Origin of the sequence: Haloarcula sebkhae (assembly GCF_014647415.1) — an archaeon.
In the GTDB taxonomy this organism is placed as follows: domain Archaea; phylum Halobacteriota; class Halobacteria; order Halobacteriales; family Haloarculaceae; genus Haloarcula; species Haloarcula sebkhae.
In genome coordinates this window covers 920,165-944,639 of record NZ_BMPD01000001.1, presented here as the reverse complement: position 1 = coordinate 944,639, position 24,475 = coordinate 920,165, and the positions used below count along the sequence as shown (strand labels likewise).

Annotated in this window: 31 protein-coding genes and 2 tRNA genes; 12 read left to right on the top strand and 21 right to left on the bottom strand. The window is 62.1% G+C overall.

Annotated elements, in window-relative coordinates; translation table 11 throughout:
- Positions 1–42: 42 nt before the first annotated feature.
- The gene (locus IEY38_RS04925; RefSeq protein ID WP_188975803.1) at positions 43–2,088 is read right to left on the bottom strand and encodes a DEAD/DEAH box helicase; all 2,046 of its coding nucleotides are present in this window, start codon (positions 2,086–2,088) and stop codon (positions 43–45) included.
- Between the two features lie 286 nt (positions 2,089–2,374).
- Between IEY38_RS04925 and IEY38_RS04920 the strand changes: the two genes are divergently transcribed.
- Positions 2,375–2,797, top strand: a complete 423-nt coding sequence (locus tag IEY38_RS04920; RefSeq protein ID WP_170096557.1) for a hypothetical protein — start codon at positions 2,375–2,377, stop codon at positions 2,795–2,797.
- A 129-nt stretch (positions 2,798–2,926) separates the two neighbouring features.
- On the opposite strand, the gene IEY38_RS04915 is transcribed toward IEY38_RS04920, so the two are convergent.
- Complete coding sequence (locus IEY38_RS04915; RefSeq protein WP_188975801.1) at positions 2,927–3,292, bottom strand: cupin domain-containing protein; 366 nt, start codon at positions 3,290–3,292, stop codon at positions 2,927–2,929.
- Between the two features lie 100 nt (positions 3,293–3,392).
- Between IEY38_RS04915 and IEY38_RS04910 the strand changes: the two genes are divergently transcribed.
- Positions 3,393–4,598 carry a CBS domain-containing protein gene (locus tag IEY38_RS04910; protein WP_188975799.1) on the top strand — a complete coding sequence of 402 codons (1,206 nt, stop codon included), beginning with the start codon at positions 3,393–3,395 and terminating at the stop codon, positions 4,596–4,598.
- Position 4,599: 1 nt separating this feature from the next.
- Here IEY38_RS04910 and IEY38_RS04905 read toward each other — a convergent pair whose 3' ends face one another.
- The 4 genes from IEY38_RS04905 to IEY38_RS04890 all read right to left on the bottom strand — a co-directional run bounded on the left by IEY38_RS04905 (position 4,600) and on the right by IEY38_RS04890 (position 6,682).
- Entirely contained in the window at positions 4,600–5,247 is a 648-nt protein-coding gene (locus tag IEY38_RS04905) for a phosphoribosyltransferase (protein WP_188975797.1), read from the bottom strand.
- 89 nt (positions 5,248–5,336) lie between these two features.
- On the bottom strand, positions 5,337–5,615 hold the full coding sequence (locus IEY38_RS04900) for a hypothetical protein (RefSeq protein ID WP_005536747.1): 279 nt from the start codon (positions 5,613–5,615) through the stop codon (positions 5,337–5,339).
- Positions 5,616–5,658: 43 nt separating this feature from the next.
- Positions 5,659–6,507 (bottom strand): HNH endonuclease, encoded by an 849-nt coding sequence (locus IEY38_RS04895; RefSeq protein ID WP_188975795.1) that lies wholly within the window; start codon positions 6,505–6,507, stop codon positions 5,659–5,661.
- Between the two features lie 104 nt (positions 6,508–6,611).
- Positions 6,612–6,682 (bottom strand) — tRNA-His (locus tag IEY38_RS04890).
- Between the two features lie 169 nt (positions 6,683–6,851).
- Here IEY38_RS04890 and IEY38_RS04885 point away from each other — a divergent pair.
- Complete coding sequence (locus IEY38_RS04885) at positions 6,852–7,304, top strand: DUF5814 domain-containing protein (RefSeq protein ID WP_005536751.1); 453 nt, start codon at positions 6,852–6,854, stop codon at positions 7,302–7,304.
- Here IEY38_RS04885 and IEY38_RS04880 read toward each other — a convergent pair.
- The gene (locus tag IEY38_RS04880; RefSeq protein WP_004515935.1) at positions 7,296–7,730 is read right to left on the bottom strand and encodes a CopG family transcriptional regulator; all 435 of its coding nucleotides are present in this window, start codon (positions 7,728–7,730) and stop codon (positions 7,296–7,298) included. The two genes, IEY38_RS04885 and IEY38_RS04880, sit on opposite strands and share 9 nt — an antisense overlap.
- Positions 7,731–7,863: 133 nt before the next feature.
- On the opposite strand from IEY38_RS04880, the gene IEY38_RS04875 reads away from it, so the two are divergent.
- Positions 7,864–8,292, top strand: coding sequence for a VOC family protein (locus tag IEY38_RS04875; RefSeq protein WP_188975793.1), 429 nt, complete (start codon positions 7,864–7,866; stop codon positions 8,290–8,292).
- Between the two features lie 46 nt (positions 8,293–8,338).
- Here the strand turns inward: IEY38_RS04875 and IEY38_RS04870 are convergent, their stop codons facing one another.
- Together IEY38_RS04870 and IEY38_RS04865 are read right to left on the bottom strand one after the other, a co-directional pair.
- Positions 8,339–8,953 carry an RPA family protein gene (locus IEY38_RS04870; RefSeq protein ID WP_004590293.1) on the bottom strand — a complete coding sequence of 205 codons (615 nt, stop codon included), beginning with the start codon at positions 8,951–8,953 and terminating at the stop codon, positions 8,339–8,341.
- On the bottom strand, positions 8,954–9,898 hold the full coding sequence (locus IEY38_RS04865) for a replication factor A (RefSeq protein ID WP_188975791.1): 945 nt from the start codon (positions 9,896–9,898) through the stop codon (positions 8,954–8,956).
- 178 nt (positions 9,899–10,076) lie between these two features.
- Between IEY38_RS04865 and IEY38_RS04860 the strand changes: the two genes are divergently transcribed.
- Positions 10,077–10,361, top strand: coding sequence for a DUF7091 family protein (locus tag IEY38_RS04860; protein WP_188975789.1), 285 nt, complete (start codon positions 10,077–10,079; stop codon positions 10,359–10,361).
- An 82-nt stretch (positions 10,362–10,443) separates the two neighbouring features.
- Positions 10,444–11,439, top strand: coding sequence for a mannose-1-phosphate guanylyltransferase (locus IEY38_RS04855; RefSeq protein WP_188975787.1), 996 nt, complete (start codon positions 10,444–10,446; stop codon positions 11,437–11,439).
- A gap of 21 nt (positions 11,440–11,460) precedes the next feature.
- Here the strand turns inward: IEY38_RS04855 and IEY38_RS04850 are convergent, their stop codons facing one another.
- Together IEY38_RS04850 and IEY38_RS04845 are read right to left on the bottom strand one after the other, a co-directional pair.
- Positions 11,461–12,243 (bottom strand): SDR family oxidoreductase, encoded by a 783-nt coding sequence (locus IEY38_RS04850; protein WP_188975785.1) that lies wholly within the window; start codon positions 12,241–12,243, stop codon positions 11,461–11,463.
- A gap of 68 nt (positions 12,244–12,311) precedes the next feature.
- Positions 12,312–12,764 (bottom strand): TRAM domain-containing protein, encoded by a 453-nt coding sequence (locus tag IEY38_RS04845; RefSeq protein WP_005536760.1) that lies wholly within the window; start codon positions 12,762–12,764, stop codon positions 12,312–12,314.
- Positions 12,765–12,909: 145 nt separating this feature from the next.
- Here IEY38_RS04845 and IEY38_RS04840 point away from each other — a divergent pair, with 145 nt between their 5' ends.
- Together IEY38_RS04840 and IEY38_RS04835 are read left to right on the top strand one after the other, a co-directional pair.
- Entirely contained in the window at positions 12,910–14,364 is a 1,455-nt protein-coding gene (locus IEY38_RS04840) for a M61 metallopeptidase family protein (RefSeq protein WP_188975783.1), read from the top strand.
- A 132-nt stretch (positions 14,365–14,496) separates the two neighbouring features.
- On the top strand, positions 14,497–14,859 hold the full coding sequence (locus IEY38_RS04835) for a group I truncated hemoglobin (RefSeq protein WP_005536762.1): 363 nt from the start codon (positions 14,497–14,499) through the stop codon (positions 14,857–14,859).
- Between the two features lie 419 nt (positions 14,860–15,278).
- Here IEY38_RS04835 and IEY38_RS04830 read toward each other — a convergent pair whose 3' ends face one another.
- The 5 genes from IEY38_RS04830 to IEY38_RS04810 form a co-directional block, all read right to left on the bottom strand.
- Complete coding sequence (locus IEY38_RS04830) at positions 15,279–15,758, bottom strand: type IV pilin (RefSeq protein WP_188975781.1); 480 nt, start codon at positions 15,756–15,758, stop codon at positions 15,279–15,281.
- Positions 15,759–16,095: 337 nt separating this feature from the next.
- A tRNA-Arg gene (locus IEY38_RS04825) sits at positions 16,096–16,200 on the bottom strand.
- Positions 16,201–16,254: 54 nt separating this feature from the next.
- Positions 16,255–16,551 carry a hypothetical protein gene (locus IEY38_RS04820; RefSeq protein WP_188975779.1) on the bottom strand — a complete coding sequence of 99 codons (297 nt, stop codon included), beginning with the start codon at positions 16,549–16,551 and terminating at the stop codon, positions 16,255–16,257.
- On the bottom strand, positions 16,551–17,648 hold the full coding sequence (locus tag IEY38_RS04815) for a DUF373 family protein (protein WP_188975777.1): 1,098 nt from the start codon (positions 17,646–17,648) through the stop codon (positions 16,551–16,553). Before IEY38_RS04815 ends, IEY38_RS04820 begins: the two co-directional genes overlap by 1 nt.
- A 44-nt stretch (positions 17,649–17,692) precedes the next feature.
- A complete protein-coding gene (locus tag IEY38_RS04810) occupies positions 17,693–18,193 on the bottom strand; it encodes a phosphate-starvation-inducible PsiE family protein (RefSeq protein WP_151102706.1) in 501 nt (166 codons plus the stop codon).
- A 126-nt stretch (positions 18,194–18,319) separates the two neighbouring features.
- Between IEY38_RS04810 and IEY38_RS04805 the strand changes: the two genes are divergently transcribed.
- A complete protein-coding gene (locus IEY38_RS04805; RefSeq protein ID WP_005536768.1) occupies positions 18,320–19,348 on the top strand; it encodes a radical SAM protein in 1,029 nt (342 codons plus the stop codon).
- Positions 19,349–19,449: 101 nt separating this feature from the next.
- Positions 19,450–20,286: a DUF1109 domain-containing protein gene (locus IEY38_RS04800; protein ID WP_188975775.1), complete on the top strand. Its 837-nt coding sequence runs from the start codon at positions 19,450–19,452 to the stop codon at positions 20,284–20,286.
- Here the strand turns inward: IEY38_RS04800 and IEY38_RS04795 are convergent.
- On the bottom strand, positions 20,278–20,607 hold the full coding sequence (locus IEY38_RS04795) for a DUF7577 domain-containing protein (RefSeq protein ID WP_188975772.1): 330 nt from the start codon (positions 20,605–20,607) through the stop codon (positions 20,278–20,280). The two genes, IEY38_RS04800 and IEY38_RS04795, sit on opposite strands and share 9 nt — an antisense overlap.
- Positions 20,608–20,714: 107 nt before the next feature.
- Between IEY38_RS04795 and IEY38_RS04790 the strand changes: the two genes are divergently transcribed.
- Positions 20,715–21,230, top strand: coding sequence for a CNNM domain-containing protein (locus IEY38_RS04790; RefSeq protein ID WP_188975771.1), 516 nt, complete (start codon positions 20,715–20,717; stop codon positions 21,228–21,230).
- Between the two features lie 3 nt (positions 21,231–21,233).
- On the opposite strand, the gene IEY38_RS04785 is transcribed toward IEY38_RS04790, so the two are convergent.
- From IEY38_RS04785 to IEY38_RS21620, 3 genes are all read right to left on the bottom strand, one after another.
- Positions 21,234–21,608 (bottom strand): YccF domain-containing protein, encoded by a 375-nt coding sequence (locus IEY38_RS04785; RefSeq protein ID WP_188975769.1) that lies wholly within the window; start codon positions 21,606–21,608, stop codon positions 21,234–21,236.
- A 159-nt stretch (positions 21,609–21,767) separates the two neighbouring features.
- Entirely contained in the window at positions 21,768–22,859 is a 1,092-nt protein-coding gene (locus IEY38_RS04780) for an aminopeptidase (RefSeq protein WP_188975767.1), read from the bottom strand.
- Between the two features lie 43 nt (positions 22,860–22,902).
- Entirely contained in the window at positions 22,903–23,028 is a 126-nt protein-coding gene (locus IEY38_RS21620) for a DUF7859 family protein (RefSeq protein WP_004590316.1), read from the bottom strand.
- Positions 23,029–23,187: 159 nt separating this feature from the next.
- Here IEY38_RS21620 and IEY38_RS04775 point away from each other — a divergent pair, with 159 nt between their 5' ends.
- Complete coding sequence (locus tag IEY38_RS04775) at positions 23,188–23,871, top strand: ArsR/SmtB family transcription factor (protein WP_188975765.1); 684 nt, start codon at positions 23,188–23,190, stop codon at positions 23,869–23,871.
- A gap of 53 nt (positions 23,872–23,924) precedes the next feature.
- Here the strand turns inward: IEY38_RS04775 and IEY38_RS04770 are convergent, their stop codons facing one another.
- Positions 23,925–24,434: a metallophosphoesterase gene (locus IEY38_RS04770; protein WP_188975763.1), complete on the bottom strand. Its 510-nt coding sequence runs from the start codon at positions 24,432–24,434 to the stop codon at positions 23,925–23,927.
- Positions 24,435–24,475: the final 41 nt, after the last annotated feature.

Here is a 24,475-nt window from a genome sequence, read left to right as displayed (position 1 = left end):
CGAAAGGATACTCGGCCGACAGGTCTGCGGGGCAAAAGCGACTCAGTGCTCGTCGCGCAGTTCCATGTCGGCGACGATCTCGTAGGGGTGCTGGCCCTTACGGATGCCGTCGAGCAACTGGAACGCCTCGTTGGGTGCGAGGAAGTGCCGCGTCACAGCCCGGCCGAGCGGCGTCGGCGAGAGGCCGTCGATGAACTCGTATTCGAGCAGTTTCCCCAGCGCGTGCTTCGTCGGCACCTCGCCGACCATCCGGTCGTTGAGCCGCTTGGCTTGCTTGCCGGCGACAGTGACGTTCGCCAGCGTCTCCTCGACGGCCGCGCCCTCGTCGTAGCGGGTGATGACCGGCTCCATCTCGCCTTTCAGGAGCTTGAACGCCACCTCGTCCTCGGTCATCTCCATGCTGTTGTGGTACGAACAGTCAGGCTCGACCAGCATGTAGACGGTCCCCTTGTCGTGGTAGTCCGGGCGGCCGGCACGGCCGAGCATCTGGCTGAACTCCTGCACGGTGAGCCACTCGATCCCCATCGCCAGCGAGTCGAAGATGACCTGCGAGGCGGGGAAGTCGACCCCAGCAGCCAGCGCCGCCGTCGTCACGACCGCCGCGAGGTCCTGATCGGCGAACTGCCGCTCGACCCGCTGGCGCTTCCGGTTGTCCAGCCCGGCGTGATACGGCGCAGAACTGTACTCCAGTTTCCGTGAGATCTGGTGACAGCGCCGTCGGGAGTTGGTGAAGATGATGGTCTGGCCGCGATACCCCTTGCTGGATTTGTTGTCGAACGCTCGCTTGACGAGCTTCTTTTCGGTCTCGATCTTCTCGCGGCCGTCGGCGAACGTGACGTGGCGCTCGATTGGAACCGGCCGCTCCTCAAACTCGATGAGCGTCGCTCGAAGCTGGTCGGCCAGCTGGCCGGGGTTGCCGACCGTCGCCGAGAGATAGATCCACTGCGTGTCGCCGCTGTCGGGCGCGCCACCGGACTCGCAGTAGTATTTGAGTCTGGAAATCAGTCCGTCGAGCCGGTGGCCCCGCTCGTCCTCGCCGAGCGTGTGGACCTCGTCGATGACGACTGTGCCGACAGTGCCGAGATCCTTGCCGGTCCGGAGCGCGTGGTCGATCCCCTCATAGGTCCCAACGATGACATCAGCTTCGGGGTCGAAGCGCCCGCCTTCGTCAGCAATGCGGCTCGCGCCAACGCGCAGCGACACGTCGACCATGTCGCCGTAGCGGTCCTGAAACTGCTCGTATTTCTGGTTCGCGAGCGCGACCAGCGGGACGAGAAACAGCATCGTCCCCTTGTTGTTCAGGACGCGGTCGATGCCGGCCATCTCACCGATGAGCGTCTTCCCCGTCGCCGTTGCGCTCACGACCAACTGGTCGCGGCCCTCTGTGGCCCCGTGCTCGACGGCGAGGCTCTGGACCGGCAGCAGTGTATCGAACCGCGATTCGAGGTGCTGTTGCATCCCGGGATGGAGGTCAAGCGAGTCGACGCGAACGGGGTCGACCTCGTCGACGGTCGCCGAGATCTCGTCGAACTTCGTCAGGTCCGGGTCCAGCTGGCCCGACAGAAGGTTCGTCACCCGATCGAGGTCCTGCACTTCCAGCAGCAGTTCTTCGAGGCGGTCACGGGCGTCGCCGCTGATACTTCCTTTGAATGCGAGTTCCCTATCAAGCTGCTGGCGAGCACACTCGGGACAGATGGTCTCGTCGTCGGTCTCGATGGCTGTCTCACTGGTAATCGGCGAGTAGCGCCCGTCGGAGGCACACAACCGACAGGTCCGGACAACCTTAGCCTCGATCTGGTACGCGTCGAGCATCTCGCGGATGCGCTCGCGCGCAAGCGGGGCGGTCTGCTCTGAAATTCGAATGCGGGCCGCACGGCGGGCGAGGTCAACGAACTGGTCGGGCGAGCGAAGCTCCTCGCTGGTCCCGTCCTTGACGCGGAGGCGACGCGGGCGGGGACCAGCGTCGGTCTCCTTGAGTTCGAGGATGCCGTGGAAGAGCCGCTCGCCGTCCCGGTGGGCGGCGACGCGGAACTCCTCGCCGTGTTCGTGGAGGAACAGCGTCTCTACCTGTGCGGCCTGCTGTGACACAGTCGTCTAGAGGCGACTGCGCTACTTGAGCGGTTCGGACTTGTTTCGAGGGAGCGTACCAGTGATTTCAGAATGTTGGCGACTATTGCATCAGTCCGCCGCAGTTGTGCCGGACTCTGCTCGCACACACTGTGTACGGTTCGTCGCTACCGAGTATCCTTTTGAGCGGCGCGCTATCGAATTACTAATAGAATTAATTCTCTCAAATTTTATCTTTCAAATTATAAAATGAGTTGGTTTTTCATTTCCGTAAGTCTAAGTAACTGTATTCTTCAATCGTGTATAGATGGAAAAATACGACAATGAAAGCATGAGTCCGCATGAACAACGTGGTCGGAAGAAGCCGGCGTATCGGTGGCATATGTATCACACACTGATTGTGTGGGTCGTAGCGCCAGTAGCCGGACTTATCGTAAAGCTGGGTGGACTGAAACTGCCCGTCCTCAGAGAAGCTACAATTATTTTCTTGCTGACTGTCTCGTTTGCGGCGCTCCTGACCGCCATCGGTTCAATAAAGGCGTTCTACGACGATGCTCAGTCGCTGAAAGGAGCCAACGCATACTATCAGCCGCTATGGCCGCTATGGGTCATCGGGTCGGTTATTATTAGCACTGTGTTCACCGCGCCGCTGTACTTGATTCTGCGCCGCGTCCGAATGGGGCCAGCCGATTATTCTCAGACATATCTGACCAAGGTCTTTGAAGAGTAATTGATCGAATTCGGTTATTTTGTTACAAGGCGTTCACCGGGACGTATGCTTGTGGAGCAAGTGCCCCATTAGCAATGTATCTGACCTCAGGTGCCTTACGGCGCTAAGATGCGACGCCACTACTACAAATTAGCCTTGTAGCGTAATTTCGTCGTCGCCGGTGGGAACCGCACAGAGGAACGCGCCCGGTTCGTCACCGTCGTTACGGTACCAGTGGACAGCACCGGCGGGGATGTGGAGGCTGTCGCCCGCCTCGACGTCGTACTCCTCGCCCTCGATGCCGACGGTGTACCGTCCGGAAAGGACATACTGCTCGTGTTCGATGCCGTTGGTGTGTTTCGGCACGCTACCGCCGGGGGCGAGGGTGAAACGACGGATGGCAAGATTGCCGCCGCCGTTCTCCTCGCCGATGAGAACGCCCTTTTCCAGTCCGTCAGCGGCGTCGACGGGCTCGTACTCGATGTCCTCGGTCCGCCGAATCAGTGGGTCGCTCATGTGCGGTCCATCGCGGGCGCACCGCAAAGGCGTACCGACGGCGGTGACTGCGACAGTCCCGCCAAGGGGGCTTAAGACCGTCCCGCGTCAACTCCTCGATATGCGACGGTTTCGTATCGGAAGCGCATTCGGAATCCCCATCCAGTTGGATCTGACGTTTCTCCTCGTGTTGCCGCTGTTCGCCTGGATTATCGGGACACAGATCGAACAGACGACCGAGCTGTTGAATGGGACACTGAACGCCGGGCTGGATGCAGCCGTCCTCACAGACGGCGCGCTCGTCTGGGTCCTCGGCATCGGTGCGGCCGTCGGCCTGTTCACCGGCGTCGTCCTCCACGAACTCGGCCACTCCCTCGTGGCCATCCGCTATGGCTTCCCCATTGACTCCATCACGCTCTGGCTGTTCGGCGGCATCGCCCAGCTCAGCGAGATGCCCGAAGACTGGAAACAGGAGCTGGTCATCGCCATCGCCGGCCCCATCGTCAGTATCGCCGTCGGCGGTGTCTGTTTTGTCGTGTTCCAGATTCTCCCGAGCGGCGCGGCGACGTCGATCGAATCGGTCCGGTTCATCCTCGGCTATCTCGCGTTGATGAATATCGCGCTGGCGGCGTTCAACATGCTCCCCGGGTTCCCGATGGACGGCGGTCGCGTTCTGCGTGCACTGCTCGCCCGCCGGCGATCCTACGCCCGAGCGACGACACTCGCCGCCGAGGTCGGGAAGATATTCGCCGTCTTCCTCGGCCTGTTTGGAATCTTCGTCCTCGGAAATATCTTCCTCGCCGGCCTGGCCTTCTTCATCTACATCGGCGCAGCGGGCGAGTCCCGCCAGACCTCGATGCGGGCCGCGTTCGAGGGCGTCACCGTCGCGGACGTGATGACGCCGGCAGACCACGTGACGTCGGTCCCCGAAGACATGTCTGTCCGTGAGCTCATCCAGACGATGTTCAAGGAGCGCCACACCGGTTACCCGGTCGAACGTGGCGGCGAGGTCGTCGGCCTCGTGACGCTCGAAGACGCCCGCGCCGTTCAGGAGGTCGAGCGCGATGCCTACACCGTCGGCGACGTGATGACGACGGAGATCATCACGATCAGCCCGGACACCGACGTGATGGACGCGCTGACTTCACTTCAGCAGAACTCCGTCGGTCGCTTGCTCGTCACTGACGAGGACGACTCCTTCGAGGGGCTGCTCACCCGGACAGATATCATGACGGCGCTCTCGATTATCAAGTCCAGTGGCGACTTTACCCCCATCGGCGAGACGGAAACCGAAACCGTCCGACCCGAATCCAGAATAGAGCGCTGAATCACTCCTCGGCCAGATACGACATCGCAGCCTCGTCGGAGACCTGCTCGAACTGCTCGTAGTACTGGCCGACGGCGCGGAACTCCGACGGAACCTCCAGACAGATCACCTCGTCGACCAGCGCTTCGAGGTCCGACATCGCCCGCGGCGAGGCGACCGGTACCGCGAGCACCAGTCGTTCGGGGTCGGCCTGTCGGCTCTGCTCGATGCAGGCCCGCGCCGTCGCACCCGTCGCCACGCCATCGTCGACGAGGCACACCCGCTTGCCCGTAAGCGACGGCGATGCCTCCGGGTCACGGTAGCGCTGGGCTTTCTGCTTGGCGGCGTCGGCCATCTCCGCTCGCGTGTTCGCAACGTAGTCACGAGGAATCTCTCGTCGATCAATGACATCGGTATTGAGCCACACGGTCCCATCGGCGGCGACAGCGCCGATGGCGTACTCAGGGTTGTTCGGTGCGCCAATCTTCTTTGCGACCGCGATGTCCAGCGGGACACCGAGCGCGTCGGCAACGGGACGACCCACCGGCAGTCCACCACGTGGAATTGCGAGAACGATGTCGACTTCGATATCCCGCTCGCACAACGCCTCTCCCAGCCGTTTCCCAGCCGCCTGCCTGTTCTCGAACGTCGGGGAGCGGTTGCGTCTCATACTAGTTAGTTCGCTGTCGAGACGCAAATATTTCCGCATGCTGCCAGCTTCGGGGTAGTCAAACGAGCCAGTACCAGCGAAGCCCTGCGTTACTTCTCAGCCAGCGCCGCGGCAACCGCTTCGAGTTCCCCCTTCCGGAAGGGCTGCTCCGCGTCCGCCGGGTCGTCGTCCTCCCGTTCTCCAATTTTCCAGAGGATCCCCGCCCGCATCTGCGGTTTTGACGGCAGCCGATCCGTGTCGATGTCGTATCCGACGGCCTCGCAGATCGCCGCCAGCGCTTCCTTGGTAAAAGCAGTCGAGACCGGGCGTTCGTACCGGCCGACAGCCTCGCGAATCTCGTTCCGCAGTTCGTCGACAGTCGGTGACATACGCATACTGGCGGCGGGACTTGTTGTGTAAATTCCGGTCCGACTACACCGTCACACCACCGACAGCAGATGTGTCCCGCCGCCGGATGCCAGCCCGCCAGCGCAATTCTGCCCGCGAGACGTGACCGAACTCTGCCTGACGGTGACAGCCCGGACACAGCGAGACGACGTTGTCCAGCGTATGCGCATCCCGGACAGCAAGGGCTGGCATCGCGGCGAACAGTCGGACCGGCACGATGTGGTGTACGTCCGGGTTCCGCCCCAGTTCGTCTGCATCAGTGCCACAGAGTACACAGGCGTGGTCGTCCCGCTCCAGCGCCTGCTTGCGGACTGCCCGCCATCCCGGTCCGTAGTCGCCGACGCCACCGCCGCGCCAGTTCGGATGGCCGTCGCCGGTGAACGCCGCCGAGAGCCACTCGGCGTGGCAGTTGCGGCTACAAAGGACGACTTCGCCCCGAATCTGGCTCGGATACCGCTCGATACGGGCGTCGCAAACGTCACAAGAGACCGATAGTTTGCCACCGGACCAGGAGTGATGCGCAACCCCGGTTCTCTGTGGTGGATCGCGCCACGCCGCAGTCTCGACGCAATCGAGGCAATACACGCCGTCTTTTTGTGAGGGATAGTACTCGAATGTCGCATTGCAGATATCGCAGTTCGTCTGTTCTTTCGCATCCGAAAAGTTCGGGTTCGCTTCTCCCTCGTACGATACGGCGGCGTCGTGGCATGCTTCCGAACAGTAGGCACGGGCAGATTCGGCGTAGAATTCAGTTCCGCAGCGGTCACACTCTCTGTTTGGGAGTCGCTCATCGTGGACGCGACTGTGATGTACCCCGAGACCGCGGCGACTGTCAAACGCCCGGCCACACGTAGGGCAGTCATATTCTGTCACATTATAGACAGGCTCGTGGGAGGTAATAAATCCGAGCCGAGTAGGGTGAAAGTGAATCTAAATGTACTGAATTTCGCCGGCGAATATGTGAGAAAATTTATACAGTCCGGGTGCGGGAATTGAACCCACGTCTCAGCCACCACAAGGCTGAAGGATACCACTACCCCAACCCGGACACGCTTGCTGAAGCATCCATAGATATTCCGCTGGAACAGAAATACGTTACGAATCTGGAAACCAATGGGTCGTGAGAGCGCGTGACAGCGGTGGTATATCGGATGCTGTCCAGTCCATCGGCCGCTTCGGGATGTTTTTACACTGCCGACGCATACAGATAAGCACGCGTGGCCATCACGGACAAGATCTACGTCAAGAACCACCAGCAACTCGCCTCCCAGCTAGAGACGAGTTTCCCGAAGGGAGCGTTCAAGGGCGCGACGCTGGATATCCTCTTTCAGGGCGAGGGGCTGGCAAAACTCGACGAAGCCTCCAGAGAGCGAGTCCTCGATTTCGCTGAGGACTTTCTGGACTGTGACTGTGAGGCCAACCCCCACTGTGGCTGTGCCGAACGGAAGTTCATCTCGTACCTGCTGGAACTGCGCGAGCAAGGGATGGGGCCCGACGCCGTCGTGGACGTGATGAGCGACGACTACATGCTGTATGCGTATCCGGGCGACGTCCTGTCCTTCCTCGATAACTCCGTCAGAACATTAGAAGCCGTCGAAACCCTGGCCGACGTCGATGGGCGCGACGACGTGGCCGAAGACGTACAGCAGAAACGCCAGCGATTACTCTAGGTCGTCGAAACTGCCGATGCGGTAGGAGGCGTCTTCCTCTTCGCCCTGGTCGAGATCTTCGAGATGAATGACCTCGTCCTGATCCATCTCGTCGAGTTGCTGGCGGAGCTTGGTGACGTAGCGCTTGTGTTCTTCCAGTTGTTCGCGGAGGTGCTCAGCTTCGAGTTCGAGCCGTTCGTGTTCGCGGACGAAGCTCTTCGGGACTTCGACCTTCGGCGGGAAGCTCTCGGTGCTGGTCTCGGTCGCGTCGTCCTCGAACTCGTGTTCCGGCGCGACCTTCACCTGACCGTCGTGGGAAACGAGCGTGTCGACGTAGTCACGAAAGACTGCGGACAGCGAGATATCGCGCTCCTCGGCGATTTCGCGGAGGGTTTCGAATTTGTCCTCGCTGACGCGAAAGGAGATAGTCTTGTTTTTGTTGCCCATAGTTACATACTGTTTTAGCAGCAACGTATTTAATCGTTTGTCAGACGCTACCGGACCTGTTCCTCGATGGCCGTCGCTGGCAGCAGTCGAACCGCTGTGATTTAACAGTCGGACGACCTCGGTTCCGGCAGAGATGGCGACAGACATCGACGCAACTGGCCACCACTTCGGCATCATCGTCAGCGACCTGGACCGCGCCGTCAAGTTCTACCGCGACGTGCTGGGGCTTGACGTATTGACCCGGTTTTCCGTCGGTGACGAGGCGTTCGGAACCGCTGTCGACATCGAGGGGGCCAGCGCCGAACTGGTCCACCTCGACGCCGGCAACGTGCGTCTGGAACTGGCGACATACGAGCCGGAGGGCGAGGCAATGCCCGATCCCAATCTCAATCGGCCGGGGGCGACCCATCCCGGGCTGGAAGTCGACGACCTCAACGCCGTCGCCGAACGACTGCCCGACGATGTCGAGACGCTCAGCGGGCCCCAGACGACCGAGAGCGGGACGACTATCATGTTCGTTGTCGATCCTGAGGGGAACCGCATCGAGCTACTGGAGCCGTAGCGACGGAAACGTCACCACCAGCAAAAAGTCGGGGACAGCGCCGGAGTCAGTCGGCGCTGGCTTCGGCCTGCTCGTCCTGCAGGCTCTCCAGCGCACCGACGACCGACTGCCGGTAGTTCTCGATGGATAGCTGTTCGTATTCCTCGTCGGCCATCGCGATGTACTCGTCGGTGGCCGGGTCCTCCAGGTCGGCTTCCTTGTACCGCTTGACCCGGTCGAGCGTTCGCTCGGCCGTCTCGACGACCCAGCGGTCCCGGGTCGCCTCGTCGACCTCCGAGATGGACTCGGGGCGGATCGAGACGTTCACCTCGCCCTCGTCGGTCTCGTAGGTGCGTGGCTTGCCGACGACGGCGACGTAGGCCGGCGGTTCCAGTTCGCGCAGCATCGACGCCGCGTCGGGCTGGTACTGCCCGGCGTACATGAAGAACGTGTCGCCGTTGGGGTCGACGACCCGGCCCTGCCAGTACTCGCTGTCCTCACCGACGTCCTCGGTCTCGGTGAGGGTGCCGACTAGGAACACGCGGTTAGCGCGCTGGCCGGTCGGCAAGAGGACGTACACCGGCGCGCGGTCGTCGTCGGATTCCTTGAACGTGTAGCTCGCGTCGTTGAACTCGCGTGCGAAGACGCGCCGTGCGACCTCGCGGGTGGGTGTACTCGCCATTTAGATCGACCTCGCTTTGATGAGAATCTCGTCTGCATCCACGGCCCCGGTCAGTCGCTCCTGCTCGTCGGCGAGCAAGTAACGACCGAACGTCGGACCCTGGACGCGGTAGTACCGGCCGAGGATTTTCTGTCGCATCTCGTCGGCGACGACGGTGGTATCGAGCGCATCCATCGCCATCTCCTTCGCTTCTTCGAGGGTGATACCGGTCAGTTCCTCGGTCGCGTCCTCGTCGAAGATGACCTCGGTGACCTCCTTGCCGTCGTCGAGGACGCCCTTGATTCGGAGGTCGAACTCGCCTTCGACCTCGCCGTGTTCGTTGCAGCGGCCGTTCTGGAGGACGCGCGTGCAATCGTCCTCCGGACAGCGTTTGATGAGCCCGGAACCGGACTGGATGTCGACCAGTGCGCCCTCGGCTTCGACACTGTCATCGCCGACCTCGATTTCCTCGTCGAGTTCCTCGATGGTGGTCGTTCGGTTGAGCTTCACGGAGAAGCGACCCTGATACTCGTCGGTGACGACGTTGCGCAGGGCGTAGGACTTGCCTTCTTCGAGCGACGGAAGGTCGGATTTCGACCACTTCGTGAACTTGATCGTGCCCGTCTCGTCGCCCAGCAAGCCGACCTGGGCCACGGCGTCGGCGCGCGGGTCCCAAAGTTCGACGACCGTCGCGCGGACGTCGACCCACTCCTCGGGGGCGTCGACGTCGGCGACGTTTACCTGCTCGTTGCCGCCGCCGTCGCCGCCACCTAGCTGGTCGCGGTCCATACCGGCCTCGTCAAGGTACGTGTTGACGACGCTCCGCCGGGCCTCGCTGATGGGGACCTGATAATCGTTCACCAGCGTATCGAGACGTTCGACGACGTCGTCGACGTCTATCTCTAGCTGGTCGGAAAACTGCTCGTGTATCTCTGTCGCGTGGGTACGCAAATCTGACTCAGTCATTGGCTTTCACTGTCTCCGCCTGGTTTTCGTTGGGAGACAATCGACAGTTGGTCCCCTTCGGATATAAATACTCGCCCAGCGGAGTGGAAGTGAAACTGGCTCTGGGTTTCGGACTCCCAAAGTCGGGGTGTGAGAGTCACGCGAGAAGATTGATTTGTGGCCGGGTACAACAGTCAGTATGGCCGATGACGACCGACTCGCACGGTTCATTCGGGATACCCTGCGGTCGGCCGAGCAGCAACTCTCCGACGCGAAGAAGGCCTACAAGAACGGCAAGCGGTCGGCAGAAGCGGGCCTGCCCAGAGACGAGGAAGGGCGGGCCCGAATCGTCTGTCGCCGCCACGCCGAGTACCGCGCAGTGGCGATGGACGAGCAGCGGCGGCCAGTCTGTTACGACGCGGAGAACCCGGACTGTCAGGGCTGCGTCGAGGACATCAGAGGCGGTACGATAGAGACGTGGTAAGTGGCTGACGGCAGTTGGTCCGACTGACCCATACCTCGGTCGCCAGTACAACACTTTAGCACTGGCTGGGCAAAGCCCGAGTATGGATCGACCAATCGTCGCGCTCGTTCTGGCCGGAGGCACTGGCACGCGTCTGTATCCGGCGAGTCGGAGCGACCGCCCCAAACAGTTTCTCCCCTTCGGAGAAGACGAGTCACTACTCGCCGAGACTGTCAGCCGGGTGGGGTTCGCCGACGAGACCTACGTGCTGACCCGGGACTCGTTCGCCGACGGGGTCAGGGAGCGCGTCCCGAATGCAGCAGTGTTGACCGAACCGGAACCGAATGACACTGGGCCGGCGCTGGCGTACGCGGCCCACCGCATTCGCGAGCAGGTCGGCGACTGTGTGTTGCTGTGTCTACCGAGCGACCACCGGATTTCCGGGCCGTTCGAGACGGTCGCACGGACGGCCGCGCGAGTCGCAGTGGAAACGGAGGGGCTCGTCACTGTCGGCATCGAACCGGACCGGCCGGCAACCGGCTACGGCTACATCAAGCCCGGGCCGTCCGAGAACGGCTTTGCGCCGGTCGAGACGTTCCACGAGAAACCCGACCAGGAGACCGCGACGGAGTACGTCCGGGACGGGTTCTACTGGAACGCCGGCCTGTTCGCGTGGACGCCGACTGCTCTCCTGTCTGCCGCGGCGTCGTCACCGCTTGCACCCATGGTCGAGCGTCTCGACGACGGAGACCACGACGCCGCCTTTGCCGCTGTTGACCCGGTGAGCATCGATTACGCTGTGCTCGAAGACGCCGAAAACGCCTTCGTCGTTCCGGCGGCGCTAGACTGGGACGACCTGGGGTCGTGGGATGCCTTCGAGCGCGTCCTCGACAGCCAGGACGGAAACGCGGTGCTGGGCGACGCGGTTACCATCGACGCTGACGGGAACGTGCTGGCGAGCGACGGCCACGTGAGCGCCGTCGGCGTCGAAGACCTCGTCGTGGCATCGTTCGACGACCGGACGCTAGTCGTCTCAAAAGACGAGGCCCAGCGGGTCCGAGAAGTGGTCGCAGAGTTGCGGGACGACGGGCAGTTCTGAACGAACCGCTGGCCGGGGCCGTTAGCTCCGCATCGCCCCGCCGTCGACGGGCAGGGCCGTCCCGGTGACGTAGGAGGAGCGGGCCGAGGAGAGGAACGCCACCACGTCGCCGAGTTCCTCCGGCTGGCCGACACGCTGTAGCGGGGCGTCGGCCCAGGATTCGATACCGTCCTCGTAGGAGTCGTACTCACCACGCTCGACGGCCGCTTCGACGAGTTCCTCGATGCGTGGCGTCTCGTGTGCGCCGGGGAGGACGGCGTTGACGCGGACTTCCGGCGCGAACTCGCTAGCCTGTGTCTTCATCAGGCCGATGACGGCGCGGCGGACGGCGTTTGAGAGCACCAGGTCGTCGATGACCTCCCGGACGGAGCGGGAAGTAATGTTGACGATCGTACCGGCCTCGGAATCCCGGAGGAAGGGGTAGGCGGTCCGAGTGGTCCAGACGACGCTCATCACGAGCAGGTCGTAGGCGCTGTACCACTCTCGCTCGGTCGTCTCCATGAACGGTCCGGGAGCCGGACCGCCGGCGCTGGTGACGACGTGGTCGAGGCCGCCGAAGCTATCGACGGTCTCCTCGACGAGCGCCTCTATTTGATCCGGGTCGGTGATGTCGGCCTCGACAGCCAGTACGTCGCCGTCGCCGATCGATTCGAGCCGGTCCCGTGCCTCGTCGACGTGTTCCGGCGTCCGGCCACAGACCGCTACGTTGGCACCGTCCGCAGCGAGGGCTTCGGCGCTTGCAAGTCCGAGTCCGCTCGTCGCGGCGGTACACAGCGCTGCGTTCCCATCGAGTTCGAGGTCCATATCCACAGGAAGGACCGACTGGCTCAAAGAAGTCCCGCTCGCAAACTGTCCAACCGTTATAGGCTGTTCTAGCTGCCCCAGAAGTTGTCCCGACTCCCGAGCCGCCGGTCGTCATCGTCAGCATCGTCGTCCGTCTCGTCGGTGTCGCCGTCGTTCGCTTCGCTCTCGGACTCAGAGAGATCCTCGTCCATCTCCAGTCGCTCGACCTCCTCAGCCCGGGCGTGGTTCGAGTGGACGTTCGTCACCTTGACCAGCGAGCGGGCCGGTGGGAGGACGCCGTCGACCATGATGATGAAGCCGTCCTCGGTCCGACCGACACCGGCACCGCTCTCGTGGATGTCCTCGACGTCGACAGTGACTTCCTCGCCCATTTTGACCGGCTGGCTCTTGAGTTCCGAGATCGGCTGGTTGTAGTGATTGCACCACTCGGCGCCGCCACGGTTGCCGTAGTGGGTACAGCCCATCCCCTGAATTCGTTCGGTGAATTCGGGACAGTCGTCTGCGAGCGGACAATCGGCCATATCAGGGGATAACGTGGCCGCTGGCAAAACGCTTGCGACCCCGTTTCCGAGGCATACAGCCTGTTATTACGTTTGAGATTTTCACCGGCACACACTTTACCGCCACTCGCTGGTTGTTGCGTAGCATTCGGCAGCACCCAGAGCTATGAGAACGCAGATGTCGGCAGGACTGGTTTGCCTCCTTCTGGTTTGTACGTCTCCGGTCGCCCTCGGTGTCGAATCGGGGCCACCAGCACAGGGCAGTGTCGACCACGACAGGTCGATTGCTGTTCAGTACACACTCGACAGAGAGCAGAACCAGACCGGGCACGTCCGGGTAACCGCGACGATCGAGCGACCACGGCACGTCACCGGATTGTCGGTACGGACGCCGGCGGGGACGACAGTCCACCGAGCCGACGGCCTCCAGTCCGATGGCGATCGCTGGCGTCTCAGCGGTGATGCCAGGACAGCACAGTTGACCTACACTGTGCCGGTCGGGCTCTCGACGACGTTCGGCCAGCGGACCGCTGACACACACAACTGGACGCTGCTTGCCCGACAGGAAGTGTCACTGCGTGCTCGCTGGCGCTGGCACGTCGGGCCGCGGCCCACGTGGAACGAGTCGCTCGCACTCGCGCCCGGGCAAAGCGGTGTCGCCGGTCGTACGGCCGCCTACATCGGTCCCCACGAGACAGAAACCAGAACGGTCAATGGCGACCGAATCACGCTCATCGTCCCAACAGCTTCGGACCTGCGACCCAACCGAACTGCCGTCTTGGACTCTATCAGCCACGCGAAGCGTGCCTCGACCGCCGGCACAGAGCACGACCACATCCGCGTGTTTGTCGCGCCGAACGAACTCGCGTCGGGCGGGTACACCCCGTCGAACGGCGCGTCGGATGTCATCGTCAACGCCGGCGAGCCCGTCCGGTCCCCGGTCAACGTCTGGGTCCACGAGTACCGCCACACCCGGCAGACGTTCGAGACGACACCGGCGATGGACTGGCTCAGTGAGGGGAGCGCGGACTATCACACCGCAGCGCTCACGTACAGTGCAGGCGGCATCGGTGAAGACCAGTTCCGTGACAGGATTACGACCGAGTACCACGAAACCGCGGATCTGACACAGCCCGATAGCTGGGACGGGCCAGGCGCGCAATACCACAAGGGAACGCGTGTCGTCGCAGCCATCGACGCCCGTGTCCGGCAGGCGACCGACGGTAACCAAACGTTCGAAGCGATCCTCGACAGGCTGACCCGGCGAGGCGAACGAATTACACTCAGGCTGTTCGCCGAGACGGTGTCGGCTGTCGCCGGGGACGACGTTGACGTGTTCGTTCGACAGGCTGTCACTGGCACCGCGCCGTCAGTCCAGACTGACACACTCAGTGACCGCGACCTGCGGCGAAGCGGCACAGCGGATACGGCCGACCGGCGCGCAAACGCCGCACTGTCGGTCGATAACAGCCCGGCCACAGCGACTAGCGCCGACGACGAGGGCAGGCACGGTACCGCACGGCCCGTCACCGACCGCCACGGGGAGTGGACCATACTCGGGACGCTCGGCATACTGTCGGTGGTACTGGTCGATCGGCAGCGACGGCGCAAACGGCTGTAGCGTTTCGATAATCGCTTCGCCTGCTTTGAGAGTGCCGCTGACCGAGCATCGTGTCCGAGTGCCAGCGCGGCGTTCTGTGCCGAATATGTTTTTCCACAACTGTCATGCCGGCCGCTTACCTGTCACGCAACAATGGCATCACAGTCCATCTTCGAGCGGATCGGCGGTCGCGACGCGGTCGACGCGGTGGTCTCGGACTTCTACGACCGAGTACTCGACGACCCAGTGCTCGAACCGTACTTCGAAGCGACCGACATGGACCAGCTCCGCAGCCACCAGGCGCAGTTCATCAGTGCCGTCGCCGGCGGGCCGGTCGACTACGACGGCGATGACATGCAGACCGCCCACGAGGGCATGGGAATCACCGAAGACGCGTTCGCCAACGTCGCGACCCATCTCGAAGCCGCGCTCCGGGAAAACGGCGTCCCCGACGACGACGTCGAAGCGATTCTCACTGAGGTCGCTGCCATGGAAGACGACATCGTAGAGGCGTAGCCGGCCACCGTGAGTCAGACAACCACCCACCGCAATACCGGAGCCGGGGCTGAAACTGATTATGCAGCGAAACGGTGTCGCTATCGCCCCGCCCCAGCAAATCTAAACCATGAAATTTCAGGCAATTCACCCAGATGTTCAAAACAGCAGCTAGGTGTGAAAATGTCGCGATTACATGCGTGTTGCCGGTGAACCCATGCGTGTGAAGGGGACGAGACAGGTACCATCCCCCCAAGTCGGGTTGCCGTGCCTCTGACAGGTCATGCAAGCCGACGCGGTACTGGTAGTAGTGTTCCCTTCACTGTAATACTGCAAGGGTGGTCTCGGAGGCAATGGAATAGACCAGTCCGGTGGGTGGGTTGAGATATATCTACTGGAGGGGTATATCATTTCTTCATAAAAAAGGCCGAAGCGCTCAGTTACGCTTGAGGCGCGTCGTAGCTGGACAGCGTTGCGGTGTTGTCGCCACCCTCATTCGTATAGATGAGGCTGAGTTCGTCGTCGTTTTCTATTACTGCGGTTGTCGTCGTCCCTGCCGTAATCTCAGAGTCAGAATCGTACGGATTGCCATCAAATTGCAGGGTATCTTCCCCGTCAGTCAGTGATAGCCGGCCTGCTTCGATTGTATCACCGCCATCATGCGTAATTGTTACCTGTCCATCATTACTATCTTGCGCGAGTTCCTTACCCCAGTCACCACCGTCAGTCGTACCTGCATCGTAGTCCCACGAGAAGCTAGCCTGCGGCGTTGCCTGCTGTGCCTGGTCACCGAGACCGAGCACGAAAGATGCGATTACTGCTGCGAGGATAACCGTGATTGCGACCATCAGAATGACGCCGATCACCGGCGATACAGCGTCATCGTCGGTAAGCAATTCCTTCAGGTTTGTTAGATCCATACGAATCACTCCATGAAAGACAATGGTATAAACCACTCAGACCGTTCAATCCAAATCCAACGTTACAAGCTTTCACTGTAGGTTTTCAAGGCAGTATTGTAGCCTGCAAGCTCGGCTTGAACAGCAATTATCAGCAAAACGCATGGATATCAGGGGGCTATCCAAGCCCGGAACACCAATGCGAAGGCGGTGTTCCTGTCTCCCGTTTTCAGCGAGACAAATCACTGTCTCGCAGTTACTTCTCTAGACTTGCAGGGTACAAAATTACGGATGCACTTACAAATTGAATCTCCCGCGCGCTGCAGTTCAGCATACCTCGCGTTGCCTGAGGATGTCACGGGCACGGTGGGATTTGAACCCACGACCGTCGGATGTCTTCCCCCGATGGCAGCGCCAGCGGAGATAGAAGTCCGACGCTCTATCCGGGCTGAGCTACGTGCCCTCGCTATCGTATATTTCCGGTGGTGACAAAAGAAGTGCGGAACACGGTCGCCGCTCAACCATCGCGGTCGAGGTCTTCCTCGACATCGTCAGCCGTCGTGATGGCGTTCACGTTGCCGGTCTGAATCGCCGTCAGCCCGTCCAGTTCACAGAGGGCGTCGATTTCGTCCTGTGTGGTCGAGACCAGCAGATCGTCGAACTGGAGGTGGCGCTCGACGGTCGCGCCGGCGGCCTCCGCGGCCGCGGCGACACGCTCGGGGGCAGCATCGTCGGCCGTTTCGAGAACCAGGTCGACGGGCTCACCTTCGATAGGGTCCGCGCGAAGACTCTCGACGGCACGGGAGACGTACATCACTCGGAGGAGGGACCGCCGGGGCCTTGATTGTGCTGTTCGGGGTGGTCGAAGCGGGCCTCCGCGACGGCGAAGGCCAGCGTACTGACCAGACCGAGCAGGGTCCCGCCGGTGAGCATCACCGCTAGGTACTCCAACTCGTGGATACCGATGAAGAACGCGCTGACAGCGTGCAGGACAGCGGCGATCGAGAGGACGTAAAACGGGGCGTTGAGATACCGCCAGCGGAAGCTCCCGTCGAGATACTCGTCGGTCACGCGGCCGAGGCTGGAGGTAATGCCCGCGGCGGCAAACCACTGAATCGCACCGTAGACCAGCGACGCGATGACTTTCAGCGCGTCCGGGTCCGTTCGGCGTTCGAGTTCCTGGACACCGCTAACGCCGCCGATAACGAGCAGTGCGGCCGCGACGACGTAGGTGATGATCGTCACGCGGCCGGCGTACAGCCCTGAGGTCGTCCGCTCGACCGCTTCGTCCAGTATCTTCTCAGCGCCGAGGCCCCGGGCGAGGATATAGAGGCCGAGCAGGCCGGAGATGACACCCAGCGCGGAGCCGGGGTAGCCCAGTGCTTCGATGGCGATCGTCAGCGGGTAAATCAGCAGGAGGATACCCAGCGGAACTAGTATCGTCCCGCGGGTCTCCGGGTCGTCGAGCACCTGCTTGATCGTGTAGTACATCGATTCGAGGTTCTGGGCCTGCCGGACGACGACGCGGCGGACGCCGTCGATGCGGACCCGAGAGCGGATGACGGGGACCACCGACTCGTCCTGTGCGCCGTCGGTGACGATGAGCGCCCGTACGTCCTCGCTGGCCGCCAGCGATGCGAGAACGGTATCGACCTCCTCGCCGACCGCTCGGTTGGCAGCGACATCGCTCCCGTCAACGCCGGTGACGGCGGCGACTTCGACCGGTTCGTCGGTGATGTCGTCGTAGATGTGGACGCCCTCGAACAGGACGTTCACGTCGGAGTCCTCCGGGTCGTTGGAAGCCAGCGCCACCGCTGCGTCTACGACGGCATCGCGCCCGATGACGGGGGTGTCGATGCCGGTCTTGCGGCCGAGGTCGTCGTCGAGGTCGATACACAGCACCAGCAGCATCTACCGGCGCTACGCCGTCTGTGTTTAACTTCTTTCGGGACCGTTTACCCCGATTCCGGCAGCGTCCCGCGGGTCCGGCGCTCGACGAGCAGCAGCGCCGCGAGCCCGAGAATGATGAGCGTGTAGGCTGCGGCAGCGGTGAGCGCGGCCTGTTCGGAGCTGTACTCGCCGGTGCGGAAGATGATGGCCTTCCGGACCATCGCGATGACGCCCGTGTAGATGACCAGGCGGACGATGCGACGCGTCTCGCTTTCCTGCGTGTACGCGACCACGGTCTGGTACACCTCGACGATGATGAAGAGGAGGAGGGCCGTGTCGATGAAGCCGACAACGACCAGCGGGTCGGTGATATCGCCACGAAGCGCGCTCTGGAATATCTGGAGGGTCAGATCGAAGACACCGATAGCAAAGAGGAGAACCAGTACGAGCGCCGCGATGACCTCGACGTACCGGATGAGCGACTCGCTGACCCCCAGCACTCTATCGTCGAACGACTCCGCTTCCGGCAGTGGCCCGCCGACGGGGTCGGCGTCCTCGTCATCCATACGCATAGAACGGACGCCAGCCCATTCAAAGCGGTCCCTATCTGGCGTGGCCCATCCCATGCCGTCCTATCCCACGCCGGGTCAGATGCGCACGCTTTTTCCCGCTGGGAGCGGTGGCTAGAGACAATGATTTCCGAGGGCTGCGAACAGTGCGCCAAAGGCGGCAAGATGGTGCTGTTCGTCTACGGCTACTGCGATCAGCGAGACTGCTTCTACTGTCCCCTCGGGGAAAACCGCAAGAACGTCACCCAGATGTACGCCAACGAGCGTCCCATCGAGGACGACTCGGACGTTATCGAGGAAGCCAAGCGCATGAGCGCGCTGGGCACCTCAATCACGGGTGGCGAACCCCAGGAAGTCCTCGACCGGACCTGTCACTATTTGGAACTGCTGAAAGACGAGTTCGGCGAGGATCACCACACGCACCTATACACCGGAATCCCCGGCGGCCGCGAGAACATGCGCCGACTCTCGGAAGCCGGCCTCGACGAGATCCGCTTCCACCCGCCGCTGGAGCAGTGGGGCGACCTCCACGGCACCGAGTGGGAGGACATCCTCTACATCGCCCGCGAAGAAGGACTGACGCCGGCCTTCGAGATCCCCGGCATCCGCGCCGAGGAGGAGTTCCTCGAATTCCTCGACGAGGGCGCAGCCGACTTCTGTAACATCAACGAGTTCGAGATGTCCGACGGGAACTACCGCCGGATGCAGGAGGAGGGCTTCGAGCTGAAAGAGGACCACATGAGCGCAGTCGAGGGCTCCCACGACATCCTGGAGACGATGGGCGACCACGAGAAGGTGTACTTCTGTACGAGCGTGTTCAAGGACGCCGCCCAGCACCGCTCGCGGCTCAAGCGGATGGCTCGTAACATCCGCCGCCCGTTCGACGACGTGACCGACGACGGGACGCTCGTCTACGGGAAGGCGTGGACCTCCGAGGCCCGACTCGAAACCCTCGGCGTTCCCGAAGAGTACTACACCGTCAAATCCGACCACGTCGAACTCGCCTGGTGGCTGCTCGAAGAGATGGTCGAGGAGGGCGACGTGGAGAAGGGCGAAATCGTCGAGCAGTACCCGACCTACGACGGGACAGTCGTTGAACGGACACCGCTGTCGAACGGTGCTGACGCCGGCCGAGCGACGGCCGACGACTAGCGCCCCAGTTCGGTTTGTCTTCTCGATTGCCACAATTCGCGGGCCTGTACTGTCCGGCCGTGGCTTTATGTCTCACCTCAGAGAAATGTCGGTGACCCTCCATGCGCCTTGCCATCGACAGCGGCAAACTCCTGTATGCACTTGGTGTCCTGTTCGCTGCGGCGGCGCTCCTGTATTTCGTCCGTGATGTCGTGTTCGACCTCTCGATAACGGTGAAAGCGGCGCTGCTGTTGCTTGGCTTTGTTGTGCTGTTCGTTGCAGGTGTGGCCCTCGAACGGGACGTGCTCGACGTCGTCGCCTTCGCTCTCAGCGGCGTGACCTACGTCGTGTTCGTCGGCTACGTCGTCGTTCGGTATTCGCCCGGCGAGACGGGCACGTTCCTGTTGCTCGCCATATCTGCGGGGCTGTTCGTCGGGCTCGGCTACGCGCTCCGGGCAGGGATTCCGACACCGTCGCGGCGAACGGCGGCAGCCGCCCTCGGCGGTCTCCTCATCGTGAGCGCCGTTCTCGTGGGAGCCGACGCGCTCAGCGGGGGAGTGACATACGACGTGCAGACAAACGAGTCGGTCACCGTGTCGGTCCCGGAGCCGGAGAACCCGGACAGGTACCCGTACATCGAGGCAGAGATCGGGGCCGTTACCGCGTCGAACCCGTCGCCGTTCCTGCGAGCGCTAGACCTCCCCTCGCTTTCAGGCTGTCTGGTCGGACCGACAGACCACCCGGAGGACAGCGTGTACGTCGACACCGATATCGAGTGGGACGAGGACACCATCGGCGCTTCGACGACGAAGTCCTACGCCGTCACCGCTGAGTTACCGATCGACCCGAACCGGACGGAGCCGAAAACGTACGCCGTCGAGCGAGACATCGACTGCAGCGCGGAGCGCTCCGAGCCGACGATAGCGATCCAGGTCGACGGGAGCGACACGTTAGACTGACTGCTCCAGTTCTGTGAGACATTCCTGACAGTAGGTGGCGTCTTGCATGTTCGGCGTGCCGCAGGTGCCACAGGTCACGACCGACATATTGGTTTCAGACAGCAGTGACACCCTGTCGTCGGTGAGGGCGTCGGCCGGCCAGTCGGGGCCGGTCGGCGACTGCTCCCGCATCTCGGTGCGCTGGTGGGCCTGCTGGATGAGTTCGTCGTCACGCATCGCTTCGAGGCCGCGCCACAGCCCCAGAAACAGCAGCGTCGGTGCGACGATGACGAACAGGCCGGCGATGACGCGTAACGCCAGTTCCACCTGGCCAAGTGGCATACGATAACAATGGGCTGGAGCGTCGAGTATCCTTCGCCGCATCCGTTGGCTCGCAAGCAGACAGGCCGCGTCGCCGCCTTCTTCCTTCGTCTCGCTGAAGGCAGGGTATGAGTGGCCCTATCGTAGCAGTCGGTGGCAGACTCGCGGTGGTCGTGCTTCTCGGATTGAGTGCGTTCTTTTCCAGTTCGGAGATAGCGGTGTTTTCGCTACAGAAAGACTGGATCGCACAGCAGGCGGCGACGGGGGAGCGACGGGCGCAGGTGCTGCAGGAACTGTACGACAATCCACACCGCCTGCTGGTGACGCTGCTGGTCGGCAACAACATCGTCAACATCGCGATTTCGAGCATCATCACCGTCCTCGTCGCGAGCTATCTCTCTCCGGGGCCGGCGGTCGTTGCAACCACGGTCGTGACGAGCTTCCTCATCCTGATTTTCGGCGAGATCGTGCCGAAGGCGTTCGGCCTCGGCAATGCACAAGCGTGGGCACTGACCGTCGCATCGCCGGTCCGAATCATCGAGCGCGTCCTCTCTCCGCTTATCACGTTGTTCGACGGGATCACCAGTCGCATAAACGCCCTCATTCCCGTCGAAACCGACATCGAGAAGCCGTATCTGGACTGATCGTCAGTACTGGTACAGCGAAACGACGAAGGGGAGTCTATTGTACATCCAGATCGCCAGCGGCAGGCCGACGATTGTTAGAGAAAGCGCGTACGCGACGCCGGTCCAGACGCCACTGGCCCACCAGCCGACGAAGACGAACCAGACCGCGCGGACGAGCAGTGAGTGCTGCGAGCCGCCGTCACTCTCCGTGACGAGCCGGTCACGTCGCTTGAGCGTCAGCACCAGCGGGACCCTGTTTATCATCTTGATGCCGAACGGGAGGCCGATGATTGTGACGTTCAGGAACCACGCGACCGAGAGCCAGATACCGGTCACCCACCAGCCGACGAGCAGGAACCACACCGCCCGAATGAGGAGGGACCGCTGTTCACTCATACCTGAACCTACCCCGGCCGGCATGATAAGCTTCCTGTCCGGGGTGTGAGGACAGAAATCGAGCCAGCCACACAGTGTGGGTCCGGCGTTACGCTTCGAACCCGTCCTCGAAAAACGTCGGCGAAAAGGCCGACCACTCACTCCGTTCGCAGTCGGTACTCAGTCCTCGAACCCGTCTTCGAAGACGAACGTCCCGTTCCGCTGGACGACTTCGCCGTCGACTTCGATGAACGAGTCCTCGCTCATGTCGACGATCATGTCGACGTGGACGGCCGACTCGTTTTGCTCGTTGTCCTCGCCGACAGTCTCGTCGTAGGCTCGCCCTACTGCCATATGAACGGTGTCGCCCATCTTTTCATCGAACAGCATATTGTAGGAGAACTGGTCGATATCGCGGTTCATCCCGATACCCAGTTCGCCGAGTCGGCTCGCACCGTCATCAGTCGACAGGACTTCCGTCAGGAGGTCCTCGTTCTTGGCGGCGCTGTGCTCGACGACTTCGCCGTCCTCGAAGCGGAGGAAGACATCAGTCACTTCCCGGCCTTGGTGGTACAGCGGCTTGTCGAACAGCACCTCGCCCTCGACGCTGTCGGGGACTGGCGCAGTGAACACCTCGCCACCGGGGAGGTTCTTTTTGCCGTAGTCGTTGAGCGTCTCGTTACCAGCGACAGACATCGTCACGTCCGTCGTCTCCCCGGAGACGATGCGGACCTCCTCCGCGGGGTCCAGAATCTCAACCATCTGCGACTGGTGCTCGCGGACGGCGTCCCAGTCTTTGAGGACGGCGTCCCAGACGAAGTTCTCGTACCCCTCCGTGGAGATTTGGGCGAGCTGGGCGTTCGCGGGCGCAGGGTACTGTGTGAGACACCAGGTCTTCGAGAGTCGTTCGTTCAGGAGCGGCTGCTGGGACTGCTGATAGGCGGCCGTCGTTTCGGGGTCGACGTCGCTGGTCTCGGTGACGTTGTCGCTGCCCTTGATGGCGATGTACGCGTCCATCTCCTCGTACAGTGCCTCGATGTGGCTGGGCGTCTCGAACTCGTCCCGGTTGCGGAGGTAGGCGCGGCGGAACCGCTCGCCGAGGCGATCCTGCACGACAAGCGGATTTGCGCCGCGGTCGGCAGCGAACTCATGTAGCGCGGTCACGAGATCCGCAGCCTGCGGGTGGGCGTCGATAACGAGGTTGTCGCCTTCGCTCAGGTCGATAGAATGATCAACAATGACTTCCGCGTGTTCCCGGATACGTGGGTCCATACAGATAGGCACCACCGACGGCCCCTAATCGTTACCCTCCCGGCTACTTCTTCTTGCTCTGCTGGAGCCCTTCTTTGAATCCTTGGAAGGTCCGCCGGAGCATCAGATACATGAAAAAGAAAAACAGGAGCACAGCAGCGAGGAGCGCGTACGTGAGCAGGTCAGCCATACCGGCGGTTGTCGAGCCGCCATCAAAGTCCTTTCGGGAGTCGCGCCTTCGGGCGTCTACTGGACGATATTGGAGGGTAAAATACGGGTTTGACCGATAGCTACAACGACCACTGTGCTTTGGCAAAGACTCATAATCCCATAGAACATACAGATAGTCATGTCGTTGCTGCCCTCTTGGGACCCGGCGACCCCGGACGCCGAACCCCGAGTTATTGGTGTCGACAGTGATGACGCGGACGACGTGCTGTCGGCACTCTCGGCAGAGACAGCGCGTAACTTACTGTCAGAGCTAAACAAGGAGCCAGCACCGCCGTCAGAGCTAGCCGACCGGGTGGATACGTCGCTACAAAACGCCCAGTACCACCTGAAGAAACTCAAGAACGCCGGTGCGGTCGAGGTCGTCGACACGGCGTACTCCGAGAAGGGCCGTGAGATGGACGTGTTCGCGCCGGCCAACCAGCCACTCGTTATCTGTGCCGGTGACGAACAGGAGACGTCGGGACTGCGGGCAGCGCTGGCGAACATAATCGGCGGTCTCGCGATCATCGGCTTTGCCAGCCTGCTGGTCCAGCAGATATTCGGGAGCGGGCTTGGGTCGCTGTTCGGCGGCCCGGCAGTGTCGACCGGGAGTGCGGACACTGGAGCCCGGGACCCGAGTTTCTACGCCGAGAACGCGACTGTGACCGACGGCGGCTTCGAGGCTACTGCGGGCGCACTCGATACTGCCGCACAGGGCGGTGCCGAAGCCGCCGCCGCTGTGATTCCGCCGGGGTTAGCGTTCTTCGCTGGCGGTGCATTTGTCATCGCTGGCATGGCGGCGCTGTGGTATATGCGCCAGTAGCCGCGGCGATTCACTGTGACGTGGTTTTTGACGGAAATTACTGTGTTACTGTCTTACCGCTCGACGATAGCCGTCGAAATCGGTGTCCCGTCCGGGGAGCGGAGACGGACGCGAACGTCACCAGCCATCACGTCCAGTTCCGCGTGGGCCGGCTGGTAGCGCCGCGGGTCGGCGTAGCTCCCCGGGTTGACCAGCGTCCAGCCGCCGAAGTCGGTCAACGTGGGGTTGTGTGAGTGGCCGACGACCACGATATCGGCCTCTTCCTGTCGAGCCAGCATCCCAAGGGCGGTTTCGGTGTGCTCATGCCCGTGAACGATGACGATGGTGAGTCCTTCCCAGGAGACGGTCGCAACGTCCGGGAGTCGGTCACGAACTGCCGGTCTGTCGTTGTTCCCAATAACGCCCGTCAGTTCGTTGCATTCAGCTCCGATGGCATCGAGGACTCGCTCGGTCGTGAAATCACCCGCGTGAAGAACGTGGTCGGCTTCCCGCACGGCATCGAGCGTCCGACCTGTTAGCCGATGGTCGTCGGTCCCGTGCGTGTCCGAGATAGCAGTGAGCATACCGGCAGTAGTGGAGCCAGATATAAATCCAGAAGCATTTT

Coding starts and splice junctions, on each gene's coding strand:
- IEY38_RS04920 (WP_170096557.1), top strand. CDS start 2,375: ATGGAAAAATACGACAATGAAAGCATGAGTCCGCATGAACAACGTGGT.
- IEY38_RS04915 (WP_188975801.1), bottom strand. CDS start 3,292: ATGAGCGACCCACTGATTCGGCGGACCGAGGACATCGAGTACGAGCCC.
- IEY38_RS04910 (WP_188975799.1), top strand. CDS start 3,393: ATGCGACGGTTTCGTATCGGAAGCGCATTCGGAATCCCCATCCAGTTG.
- IEY38_RS04905 (WP_188975797.1), bottom strand. CDS start 5,247: ATGAGACGCAACCGCTCCCCGACGTTCGAGAACAGGCAGGCGGCTGGG.
- IEY38_RS04900 (WP_005536747.1), bottom strand. CDS start 5,615: ATGTCACCGACTGTCGACGAACTGCGGAACGAGATTCGCGAGGCTGTC.
- IEY38_RS04880 (WP_004515935.1), bottom strand. CDS start 7,730: ATGGGCAACAAAAACAAGACTATCTCCTTTCGCGTCAGCGAGGACAAA.
- IEY38_RS04875 (WP_188975793.1), top strand. CDS start 7,864: ATGGCGACAGACATCGACGCAACTGGCCACCACTTCGGCATCATCGTC.
- IEY38_RS04870 (WP_004590293.1), bottom strand. CDS start 8,953: ATGGCGAGTACACCCACCCGCGAGGTCGCACGGCGCGTCTTCGCACGC.
- IEY38_RS04865 (WP_188975791.1), bottom strand. CDS start 9,898: ATGACTGAGTCAGATTTGCGTACCCACGCGACAGAGATACACGAGCAG.
- IEY38_RS04860 (WP_188975789.1), top strand. CDS start 10,077: ATGGCCGATGACGACCGACTCGCACGGTTCATTCGGGATACCCTGCGG.
- IEY38_RS04855 (WP_188975787.1), top strand. CDS start 10,444: ATGGATCGACCAATCGTCGCGCTCGTTCTGGCCGGAGGCACTGGCACG.
- IEY38_RS04850 (WP_188975785.1), bottom strand. CDS start 12,243: ATGGACCTCGAACTCGATGGGAACGCAGCGCTGTGTACCGCCGCGACG.
- IEY38_RS04845 (WP_005536760.1), bottom strand. CDS start 12,764: ATGGCCGATTGTCCGCTCGCAGACGACTGTCCCGAATTCACCGAACGA.
- IEY38_RS04840 (WP_188975783.1), top strand. CDS start 12,910: ATGAGAACGCAGATGTCGGCAGGACTGGTTTGCCTCCTTCTGGTTTGT.
- IEY38_RS04835 (WP_005536762.1), top strand. CDS start 14,497: ATGGCATCACAGTCCATCTTCGAGCGGATCGGCGGTCGCGACGCGGTC.
- IEY38_RS04830 (WP_188975781.1), bottom strand. CDS start 15,758: ATGGATCTAACAAACCTGAAGGAATTGCTTACCGACGATGACGCTGTA.
- IEY38_RS04820 (WP_188975779.1), bottom strand. CDS start 16,551: ATGTACGTCTCCCGTGCCGTCGAGAGTCTTCGCGCGGACCCTATCGAA.
- IEY38_RS04815 (WP_188975777.1), bottom strand. CDS start 17,648: ATGCTGCTGGTGCTGTGTATCGACCTCGACGACGACCTCGGCCGCAAG.
- IEY38_RS04810 (WP_151102706.1), bottom strand. CDS start 18,193: ATGGATGACGAGGACGCCGACCCCGTCGGCGGGCCACTGCCGGAAGCG.
- IEY38_RS04805 (WP_005536768.1), top strand. CDS start 18,320: ATGATTTCCGAGGGCTGCGAACAGTGCGCCAAAGGCGGCAAGATGGTG.
- IEY38_RS04800 (WP_188975775.1), top strand. CDS start 19,450: ATGCGCCTTGCCATCGACAGCGGCAAACTCCTGTATGCACTTGGTGTC.
- IEY38_RS04795 (WP_188975772.1), bottom strand. CDS start 20,607: ATGCCACTTGGCCAGGTGGAACTGGCGTTACGCGTCATCGCCGGCCTG.
- IEY38_RS04790 (WP_188975771.1), top strand. CDS start 20,715: ATGAGTGGCCCTATCGTAGCAGTCGGTGGCAGACTCGCGGTGGTCGTG.
- IEY38_RS04785 (WP_188975769.1), bottom strand. CDS start 21,608: ATGAGTGAACAGCGGTCCCTCCTCATTCGGGCGGTGTGGTTCCTGCTC.
- IEY38_RS04780 (WP_188975767.1), bottom strand. CDS start 22,859: ATGGACCCACGTATCCGGGAACACGCGGAAGTCATTGTTGATCATTCT.
- IEY38_RS21620 (WP_004590316.1), bottom strand. CDS start 23,028: ATGGCTGACCTGCTCACGTACGCGCTCCTCGCTGCTGTGCTCCTGTTT.
- IEY38_RS04775 (WP_188975765.1), top strand. CDS start 23,188: ATGTCGTTGCTGCCCTCTTGGGACCCGGCGACCCCGGACGCCGAACCC.
- IEY38_RS04770 (WP_188975763.1), bottom strand. CDS start 24,434: ATGCTCACTGCTATCTCGGACACGCACGGGACCGACGACCATCGGCTA.